General features: G+C 54.7%; 9 protein-coding genes and 1 pseudogene. 5 read left to right on the top strand and 5 right to left on the bottom strand.

All coding sequences use genetic code 11. The features are described 5' to 3' along the window. Positions 1 to 334 precede the first annotated feature (334 nt). The gene (locus tag GS12_RS16140; RefSeq protein ID WP_034948827.1) at positions 335 to 556 is read left to right on the top strand and encodes a hypothetical protein; all 222 of its coding nucleotides are present in this window, start codon (positions 335 to 337) and stop codon (positions 554 to 556) included. Between the two features lie 56 nt (positions 557 to 612). On the opposite strand, the gene GS12_RS16135 is transcribed toward GS12_RS16140, so the two are convergent. Next, a complete protein-coding gene (locus tag GS12_RS16135; RefSeq protein WP_052118498.1) occupies positions 613 to 984 on the bottom strand; it encodes a hypothetical protein in 372 nt (123 codons plus the stop codon). A gap of 376 nt (positions 985 to 1360) precedes the next feature. Between GS12_RS16135 and GS12_RS16130 the strand changes: the two genes are divergently transcribed. After that, on the top strand, positions 1361 to 1969 hold the full coding sequence (locus tag GS12_RS16130; RefSeq protein ID WP_031590791.1) for a DUF2913 family protein: 609 nt from the start codon (positions 1361 to 1363) through the stop codon (positions 1967 to 1969). 335 nt (positions 1970 to 2304) lie between these two features. Here GS12_RS16130 and GS12_RS16125 read toward each other — a convergent pair whose 3' ends face one another. From GS12_RS16125 to GS12_RS23460, 4 genes and pseudogenes are all read right to left on the bottom strand, one after another. Continuing rightward, entirely contained in the window at positions 2305 to 3249 is a 945-nt protein-coding gene (locus GS12_RS16125; protein ID WP_034948821.1) for an Rpn family recombination-promoting nuclease/putative transposase, read from the bottom strand. Positions 3250 to 3822: 573 nt separating this feature from the next. Further along, positions 3823 to 3939, bottom strand: a pseudogene (locus tag GS12_RS25330) (Tn3 family transposase); the annotation flags it as partial. 100 nt (positions 3940 to 4039) lie between these two features. Then, positions 4040 to 4915, bottom strand: a complete 876-nt coding sequence (locus tag GS12_RS16120) for a transporter (protein ID WP_034948798.1) — start codon at positions 4913 to 4915, stop codon at positions 4040 to 4042. Further along, positions 4912 to 5502 (bottom strand): phenylacetaldoxime dehydratase family protein, encoded by a 591-nt coding sequence (locus GS12_RS23460; protein ID WP_268747362.1) that lies wholly within the window; start codon positions 5500 to 5502, stop codon positions 4912 to 4914. The genes GS12_RS16120 and GS12_RS23460 overlap by 4 nt, the downstream gene beginning before the upstream one ends. 11 nt (positions 5503 to 5513) lie before the next feature. Between GS12_RS23460 and GS12_RS16110 the strand changes: the two genes are divergently transcribed. From GS12_RS16110 to GS12_RS16100, 3 genes are read left to right on the top strand one after another with little or no spacing between them, the layout of a single operon-like run. Continuing rightward, positions 5514 to 8510 carry an error-prone DNA polymerase gene (locus tag GS12_RS16110; RefSeq protein ID WP_084089743.1) on the top strand — a complete coding sequence of 999 codons (2997 nt, stop codon included), beginning with the start codon at positions 5514 to 5516 and terminating at the stop codon, positions 8508 to 8510. A 10-nt stretch (positions 8511 to 8520) separates the two neighbouring features. After that, the gene (locus tag GS12_RS16105) at positions 8521 to 9141 is read left to right on the top strand and encodes an SOS response-associated peptidase family protein (RefSeq protein ID WP_034948797.1); all 621 of its coding nucleotides are present in this window, start codon (positions 8521 to 8523) and stop codon (positions 9139 to 9141) included. Between the two features lie 29 nt (positions 9142 to 9170). After that, the gene (locus tag GS12_RS16100; RefSeq protein WP_072016905.1) at positions 9171 to 9815 is read left to right on the top strand and encodes an SOS response-associated peptidase; all 645 of its coding nucleotides are present in this window, start codon (positions 9171 to 9173) and stop codon (positions 9813 to 9815) included.

Here is a 9815-nt window from a genome sequence, read left to right as displayed (position 1 = left end):
GTATCTGCATATCCTACTGGATATCACTATCCGATTAGCGAAGGAGGATCTCACGAGCGTCTTTCATCAGGGTCCGAATCAATAGAGATTCAACGTGACCGTTTATAGTAGCGCAGTCTTATCCCTTGCCCTTCATTGATGAACAGACAGAAATTAAAAACCGGCGTTGACTGTTCGGGGAAGCCCTTATAGTTGACTGTTCGGGGAAGCCCTTATAGTAGGATAATTCCCGTTTTCCAAGCGGACCCCAGATACAGTGAACTACCCGCTTATGATGACTTGCGCCTTCATGCTCTTCGCGCATAATCCCTTAATCCGAATGGGAGAGTTGCTGATGCAGAACGCTGAAGATGACGAAATCGAATCGACTTACTGGAGAGCATGCAGACTCACCGGCATGATCTGTCTGAGCAGAGCTGCGGATGGCCTGGAAGTCAGCCGAGAGATGATTAAACGCGAGCTCGTGCTATTGCTTAAGGACCAAGTTAATAGAACAGAGGAAGCTGAACCGGCGCTCATCTTTGCTATCGAGCAGCTGATGGGACCGCCAGCTTAATATGGCAAGAAGCACTACAGTGGGCATAGAGCTGGAAGACGCTGGGAGCGTCAAAATCAGACGTTGTGATCTGCCAGCAGTTTGTTTATCTCTTTTCCCTTTCCTGCTCGAAAATCGAATGCGTACGTACAGCCCTTAGCAGACAGAACGCGATACAGCTCGTAGATCAGATCCCGGTTAGGTCCTTCACCAATTTCAGCTTTTTCCAGCGCCAGCGGTGAGGCGCTGATGAATACCACATGGTGAGGGCAATCGAGCTGCAGTACAGCATCGATCATGCCCTGGATCTGGCTGCGCTTATAAGTAGTGTCTTCATAATTAAAGATAACTGGCGTTTTCAGACTGTCCTGTTCTATCAGGACACGTGCGAAACCTTTTCGGGTATGCGGGTTACCGCTGCCTATTACATAGATGTGAGCTGTATTCACTTAACATTAACTCTGTTTGTATCGCGTAACTGCCATGTTTGTTTATGGGAAACATTCAGGCGGACATGTTTGTAAACTGGTTAAGTGTATAGTTATCTGTCTTACGCTGCGCTGCCCGTTATCCTGTTTACAAACATGGAGTCTCTTGCAGTAAGCTCGTTTCCTCTGTTTTCCAGCTTGTAAACATGAATCTGACCACCTGTCCTCCGACAGCCGCCTATTTAGTTTCTGGCGCCTCTATGCCGCATGAGCGGCATTTATAGCACGGCTACGTCTGCAAGAATTAATGCGACTGAAGATTTACCCATACACGATTTATTGGTTAGAGAATCACGGTTAGAATAGCGAATATGATTCATAAGAAGGATAGACTGCAGTGACGCTGACACAAAAATCCGGTCATCTGGCCTGGTGTGCTCTGGCAGCCCTTGCACTTGCACGTCAGGACGGTACCGTTAGTTCTGCTGCTCAGGAAAATCTCTTTCTAACACGCTGGCTGGCAACCGCCCTGAAGCAACGCCGCTTTTCGCGTGAGGTGGCACCCGATATTGAGTGGCTGCTGAAGCAGGGGCGCCAGTATGGCGTTGCCGCAAAGCTTGCCGGCAAGCTTGACTATCTCTGGCGCTCCTGTACCGGCAAATTATCCCAGCAGAATGATCTGTTCCGGCTGACATATGCCCTGGAGATGGCGAAAGATATGTGCTGGGCTTATCGGCTGCTTAGTGACCGGGAGTGGTCGGGAAGGCACTCCGCTGCTCTGAACGCTGGCGTAAACGGAGTTTATCTGTCACGGACCAGCCTGGATGCTGCGTTTGACAACGACGGCCAGCAGGTCACACCGGTGATGGCGCGACTGACCGGGCGCGTGCAGGGGCTGGAAACGCTTCTTAACCGCTGTGGATGGCAGATGGCCGTTGATGGGCCTTCCGGGCTTTATGAGCTGACTGCAGAAAAAGGTGAAGAAACAGTTACAAAGGAAAAATGAGCGCAGCAAATATTCTCTTAAGTTGACAGTAAAAACAACGTTCACTAACTACAGTGGATGTCTGTCGCAAGCAAAAGCTAAATACGAAACTTGAAGCGATTCTGCCTGTGCTCAGAGTGCATCGCGGCCTTTCACTGCGTGTGCAGGGCTGCTCCGTGTGCACGGGGGCTGCTGATAAAGGACATTATGGCGGCCTCATTCGCGATTAAACACTTTAGAAGCCCAGGATATTACTGAAGGTACAAAATGGACTGGAATATCACCGAATGACGGGGCAGTGGGATGGGGATGAGCCTAAAGGCTTAGCAGCACGGCCGGAAAGACTACCGAATTCATCAGTGGCTGATTTGTGCCAGATCGTCTTCCGTCAGGCCGGTCATTTTCATGACGGTAATGCGATCGATACCGTTCTGCAGCATGGTACGGGCAACTTCCAGCTTGCCTTCCAGCATGCCTTCATTTCGGCCTTCCTGCCTGCCTAACTGGATACCCTTCTGGATGCCCTTCTGGATGCCCTTCTGTTCGAGCTGTTGTGCGATGGTCATAAGTGCGTCTCCGTGTTGCGGCACACGCTGTGCCAGTTCGCGTACAAAACCTTCGGCGTCGGCTGTTTCGCCTGCCTGTACAATATAGTGTACCAGCGATATCACCTGTGATGAAGACAGATAGCCGGCCAGCAGAATGGGCGCCAGCCGGTCAGTCAGTTCTGCCAGGTCCCGCTGATGAATATGTTTCTGCAGCAGGGTCAGGGCGGCCATGCTGCGATGGCCGGCGATTTCATCATCAGGAATGACGGTAACGTCAACCAGCGGGAAAGCGCTGCTGTAGAGTTTGCCTGCCAGCGCCGGATCATCAAACTCATTCAGCCACCGGGTGGAGTAAGGATACGGGCTGCGTTTACCCGTATAGAACAGCACGGGTATCACCAGTGGCAACTTCTTATGGCCCGCCTCAAGGTGTCGCTGCATGGCAGCCACCGCATAACGCATCAGGCGAAAAGCCATGTGTTTATCGGGTGAAGACTGGTGCTCAATGAGTACGTGGACATAACCCTCACCGGCTGTGGTTTTCAGACTGTAGAGCACGTCGCTAAAGTACTGCCTCAGGTCATCCTCGACGAACGAGCCGGATTCCAGCTTCAGTGTCCTGAGGTCACAGATAGCACGCAGCTCTGCGGGCAAGTGGAGTTCCATGAAATCACGGGCGACATCCGGGTGGGTCAGAAACTGCCGGAACGTGGCATCGTGAGGAGTTGGTGTGCGGTTTTTCTTCTTCTTCATCAGTCCCGGCTCTGAAAAATAACCGCTGTATGTTACCACAGGCAGAAAACCGTCTGTATTGATGGTGAACAGATCTGCAATGCCTGCAGTAGCCGTTCGGATTATTTTTAATTTTTTCGGATACACTGCTTCATCGTACGATCTCTAATAATCGAAGCATAATCATTCTTCGTCGCTGTTCGCACAGCCAGATGCGTGATGGAATCATAAAACACCGTAAATAAGGCTGGGGATGTGGCTATTCCTGTCACCATTTAACATAAATTACATTTTGCGCATCAAAATCATGACAGCAAAGTTATATTGCCCGCGTTAAGCCAGGCCCGACAGACTGCTTCGGGTAACCGGCTTAGGCTCTTGATATAACGATATATTTTGTAGGATATTTTAAAATGTCCAAAGATAACCAGCCATAATATTATGAAATACTTATGCTGCACCGACCATCGTCGAAAAAAACAAAATATTATAACCGAACCATCTAAGCATCATGATATTTAAGCTGAACTGCATTCAGAGAAAATCTCACTGTTTCCTTACTCTCTACATGTTCCTTTTGCTTCGCAGGCTATCCCCGTGCATCAGCGGGGATAACCGGGCGATATCCTCTCCCCCGGTTTTTTCTCCATTACTGCGCATCCAGCTCACGGCTTACTGCATATAAAGCGTGTTCCACAGTACCACTGCATGAAGTGTCCGTTGATTTTATATTTGAAATAATAGGTTCTTTTACAAAACTAACAACACACATCGGAAATCACTGGCCAGAGTGAATCCCCGGCCAGAAATTTCAGAAAAGGTAACCTAATCTCAGTCTGAGATTTGTATCCTGCCGGAATCCCTGCTCTACAGCAATGTCACGACCACCGGAGAACTGAACCTGAACGGCAGGTGTAATGAAATGCGAAGCAGAAATACGGACATACGTGCTATCCAGCCGGTCATCCTGAGAAATTCCGTTAATCCGACTTTTGGCCCCGGTTATCCATCCGCCGCCAAATCCAAACTGCGTGGCAGGTGTAAGGTTATAACTCATATAAGCCTGATATTCGTAACGCGGACTCTGACTGAGTCTGGCGTTATTATTACCGTACTGGTCATTTGCTGTCGTCCAGGAGACATCCGCACCTGTAGTGAATGCCCAGGCGTCGGAGAAATGATGGATCCAGACGCCCTGTATCAGATAGCGCCAGCGATTTTCCCCTACATTCACAGCTTTTTCATTGTTGTAGGCCCCGGTGGGCGCATAAATAAAAGGTGCCAAGGAAAGAATGTCACCTCCTTCGTTGTCCATGCTGAACTTGAAAGGCATGCCCACAATGATATCGCCCATCCCTGACGCGCTGCCGAGAGGGCTGGCATCTCCCATCGCGTTCGCCCTGGCAAACGGAATGATAATCTGTGGCTCAATACTGACGTTTTCCGCAGGACGGAATCCATGAATAAAGCGCAGCAGTGTGGCCTCAGAGCGTAATCTGTAATCACCAGCTATTTTATTGCCCTGAGAATAGTATTCATCGCCGTGGCCATACTGAAAATAGGCCAGCGCGAATGTTTTATTCGCTGGCATCATCTCGTAATCGCCGGGAGAAAACTCAAGGGCATCAGCAGGCAGGCTTAATGCTGCTGCAAGAGAAATACCGGTACGGCAAAAAAACTTATTCATAATGATTCTCCGCTGTCCTGCCGTAACAGACCGGTATCCGGATGACAGTTAACATATTCAAAATACTGTGCTTCTTCTGGCACAACGACAATTTCATGCCACAGGCGGAGCGCTATATTAAAGTTCAGCTCTTTCACGTAGCGCATGAACCCGCCAAATATTGCCACATGTGTCGGATGGCTTTTTGCCCAGAGTTCAAGGGCGGCCATATCGGCAAAGTGTGCCAGACCAAACGTTTTTTCCGTCAGCGCATGTGATGAGGGATCTAACACCTGCATATACCGGCAGCTCAGGCAGCCTATGGTGTGGCCCTGGTCTCTCAGAAAATCCATTCCCTGGTGCAGTACCGGCTCTACTTCAGTGAGGTATTTTTGTCTTTCTTCCTGCCGCGTGGCCGACCAGTCCTGCCCGGAGCGAATGAGGCAGAGGTTGTTACTTCCTGACAGCACAATCCGTTTTCCGCTTGCTGTCCGCGAACGGGATTTACCGGTTCCCCGGAGGGGGTTGTTCTGAGCTGCAGGCAGGCGATCGCGGGCACTCCCCCAGTAACCGTGCTCGCGCATCTCACCGCTCATGCCTTCAGCCAGCCTATTCGAGATTGACCCGGTTGCTTTCGCTTGGAAAGAGCCGTGGCGGCAAGGGCAAGTGCATCCTTGATCTCTCCGATGTGGAAGCCTATAGCGGCGGACTGATTGCGATCCTTATCCCTGATGAGGCTGACGAGACCACTGCAGGCCAGCTTAGGAAGCTCGCTGCGATCTTCGGAGACAGGGCCTACGTTTCGCTCTGCCTGCGACGTCGTCCGAATGATCGCTTGCGGCTCCACAATCTGTCGAACATGGCCGCCCGCCACAAGGTCAAGACGGTCATCACCAACGACGTCCTGTTTCACGACCCTGGTCGCCGGCAGTTGCAGGACATCGTCACCTGCATTCGCAACCGCACCACCATCGACAGCGTTGGCTTTGACCGCGAACGGCATGCTGACCGGTTCTTCAAGGCTCCGGAGGAAATGCATCGGCTGTTTTCGGAGTATCCGGAAGCGCTGGCGCGCACGCGCGAAATCGTCGACCGCTGTCGCTTCGACATGAGCGAGCTTCAGTATCAATACCCGGAAGAAGCCCTTGTGCCGGGCCTTGATGCGCAACAGTCGCTGACCAAGTTCGCCTGGGAAGGGGCCGCCACCCGATACCCCGAGGGGATCCCCGATAAGGTCCGCAAGGCGATCCTGCACGAACTCGAACTTATCCGGGTGATGAAATACGCCCCGTACTTCCTGACCGTCTACAGCATCGTCCGGTTTGCCCGGTCGCAAGGCATCCTCTGCCAGGGGCGTGGATCGGCGGCCAATTCGGCCGTCTGCTACTGTCTCGGCATCACCAGCATCAACCCGGAAACTGGTGATTTGCTGTTCGAGCGGTTCGTCTCGATGGAACGCGACGAGCCGCCCGATATCGACGTCGACTTCGAAAACGCCCGCCGGGAGGAGGTCATCCAATGGATATACGAGACCTACGGCCGCTCACGCTCGGCGCTTTGCTCGACCGTCAACCGCTACCGCGCCAAAGGGGCGTTGCGCGATGTCGGCAAGGCGCTGGGGCTGCCGGAAGATCTGATCACGCAGCTCTCCTCCGGCGTCTGGGGCTGGTCGGAAGGCGTCGGCGAGAAGCAGCTCAAAGAAAACAACATGAACATGGCCGACTACCGCCTGACGTTGGCGCTGGATCTTAGCGCGCAGCTCATGGGCGCCCCCCGGCATCTTGGCCAGCATCCGGGCGGTTTCGTCCTGACGCAGGACAGGTTGGATGATCTGGTGCCGATCGAGCCTGCATCGATGAAGGATCGTCAGGTGGTGGAATGGGACAAGGACGATATCGAGGCGCTCAAATTCATGAAGGTCGACGTGCTGGCGCTCGGGATGCTGACCTGCATGGCGAAATCCTTCGAGCTGCTGCGCGACCACAAGGACATTGCCATGGGCCTGTCAGATGTGGAGCAGGAAGACGCGGCGACCTACGCGATGATCCGCAAGGCCGATACGCTCGGCACGTTCCAGATCGAAAGCCGCGCCCAGATGGCAATGCTACCGCGCCTGAAGCCTCGGACATTTTACGATCTCGTCGTGCAAGTGGCCATTGTTCGCCCGGGACCGATCCAGGGCGACATGGTGCATCCGTATCTGAGGCGGCGCGAGGGCAAGGAGAAGGTCGAGTACCCGACGCCGGAGCTTGAAGCGGTCCTTGGCAAAACGCTGGGGGTGCCGCTGTTTCAGGAGAGCGCGATGAAGGTCGCCATGACCTGCGCGGGTTTCACCGCAGGCGAGGCTGATCAGTTGCGTCGGGCAATGGCGACGTTCAAGTTCACAGGCGGGGTCAGCAAGTTCAAGGACAAGCTCGTCGAGGGCATGGTCAAGAACGGCTACACCCGCGAATTTGCCGAGAAGACATTTACGCAGCTCGAAGGCTTCGGAAGCTATGGCTTCCCAGAAAGCCACGCCGCCAGCTTCGCGCTGATCGCCTATGCCTCCAGCTGGATGAAATGCCACCATCCCGATGTCTTTTGTGCGGCCTTGCTCAACAGCCAGCCAATGGGATTCTACAGCGTCGCCCAGATCGTCCAGGACGCCCGAAACCATGGCGTTGAAGTCCGGCCGGTCTGCGTCAACCGCTCCCGCTGGGACTGCACCATGGAACGGATCGGCAATTCCGATCGCTTCGCTGTTCGTCTCGGCATGCGTGTCGTCCGGGGATTGTCGACCAATGATGCCGCACGCATCATCCTGGCGCGTGCCGAACAGCCATTCGTCTCGGCCGATGACATGTGGCGGCGTTCCGGCGTATCGCCGTCGTCGCTGGTCAAGCTTGCGGAGGCAGATGCTTTCCTGCCGTCGTTGCAACTGGAGCGGCGGCAGGCACTCTGGGATATCAAGGCGCTCCGGGATGAACCTCTGGAGCTTTGGGCGGCCGCCGCTGAGCGCGAAGCCAAGGTCATCGCCGAGATGCAGGAGCCTGAAGTGGCGCTGAAATCGATGACGGAGGGCAGGGAGGTCGTCGAGGACTACTCACACACGGGCCTCACCTTAAGGGCGCACCCGGTGTCGTTTCTCCGAAAAGACCTCGACCGGAAAGGCATCGTCACCTGCGCCGAGGCGATGGGGCAACGCGACGGGAAATGGCTTTGGACGGCGGGTCTCGTTCTCGTGCGACAGCGGCCGGGATCGGCAAAAGGCGTCATGTTCCTCACGCTGGAAGACGAGTCTGGCATCGTCAACGCAGTGGTCTGGCCATCGCTGTTCGAACGCCAGCGTCGAATCCTGATGACCGCGAGCATGATGGCCATCAATGGCCGTATCCAGCGCGAAGGCGAGGTCGTTCACCTCGTTGCCCAGCGCCTGTTCGATTTCTCCGCCGACCTGTCGAGCGTTGGTAATGGGGACGGCGACTTCCCGCTTCCGCACGGTCGCGGCGACCAGGTCAAGCAAGGAGGGGGCCCCGATCCACGGGACAATCCCAAACCCGTCGTGCAGGCTCGTGAGATCTATATTCCCGACCTTCACATCGATAGTTTGAAGATCAAATCCAGAAACTTCCACTGAGGAGACCGGTGTGTCGCGTCTGTTTGCAGTCACCAAAAGCCTGGAGGAGATTGTCGCCCATTTCGCGGTCGACATCGCGCCGGCGCTTGAGGTGCCGAGCGAAACCGTCGAAGGCACCCCAGGACTGATCGTCCTTGAGAAGGACGGATTGCGGCTGTTGAAGTCGATCCCATGGGGCTTTCCGCGACAGACACGCGACATGCGGCGTGAGGGCGAGCCGCCGAGCCGCATCGGCCTCGTTGCCGATCTCACCAATCCACTGTGGGACCGCATCGTCGTCGACCCCAAATACCGCTGTCTGATCCCACTCACCCATTTCGCCAACCCCGACGGTGTCAAAGGGGAGAAAACCCGATCATGGTTTTCGAAGAACCGCCAACCCTTGATGGCCTGGGCGGGGTTCTGCAAGAACACTCCGGATTTCGGCCCTGTGTTCGCCGGCATGACCATGACCGCCAACGAGACGATCAGGCCGTTCAACGACCGCATGCCCGTTTTGCTGAAGCCGGAGGAATACGACCGCTGGCTTCACGGTTTGGATGACTTCGAAATCCTGCATAGCCGCGACCGCTGGCAAAGCGGCGTTTCCCCCTCCAAGGCTTCACCCCGTCGGGACAACATGCTTATGTAGCCAAGGTTTCGTGTTGAAAGGTCTGCCATATGTGCAACTTGTACACCGTCCGTCTTTCCGCCGCGGAAGTGGCCGCACACTTCCGCGTGTCAAACCCGATGCAATCGAACGCCCCCGAGGAAGTCTATCCGGGCACCCCCGGAATGGTGGTAACGGAGAACGACGGTGTACGCGAGCTTCGCTCGATGGTGTGGGGCTTTCCCCTGCATCTCAAAGGCATGAAGCCGGAAGCCAAGCCAAAGCCGGTCAATAACATCGCTGACCTGTCAAAAGGCATGTGGATCGGCTTGGCGCGCAAACCGCAGTGGCGTTGCCTGATCCCTGTGACAGGTTTTGCTGAAGCCGAGGGGGAGAAGGGCAGAATGACCCGCACTTGGTTTGCCCTGAAGGACCAGCCGGTCTTCGCTTGGGCAGGGCTGTGGCGGATCAGTGACGAGTGGGGTCCGGTCTATTCCGGGGTCATGACGGACGCCAATGAGGCGATCCAACCCGTGCACAACCGGATGCCTGTTCTGTTACAGCCCGATGAGTACGAACAATGGCTGCACGGTACCTTCGATGATGCGCTGGCATTCCAGAAACGGACATTTCCGCCTGAGTTGGTGACGATGGAGCGGACCAGCGAGCTGTGGGCGAAAAAGAAGTCTGCACCCGAGGCACCGCTGCTGCTTTGA

Source organism: Erwinia oleae, assembly GCF_000770305.1.
GTDB lineage: Bacteria > Pseudomonadota > Gammaproteobacteria > Enterobacterales > Enterobacteriaceae > Erwinia > Erwinia oleae.
This window is presented reverse-complemented; position numbering and strand designations above follow the sequence as displayed.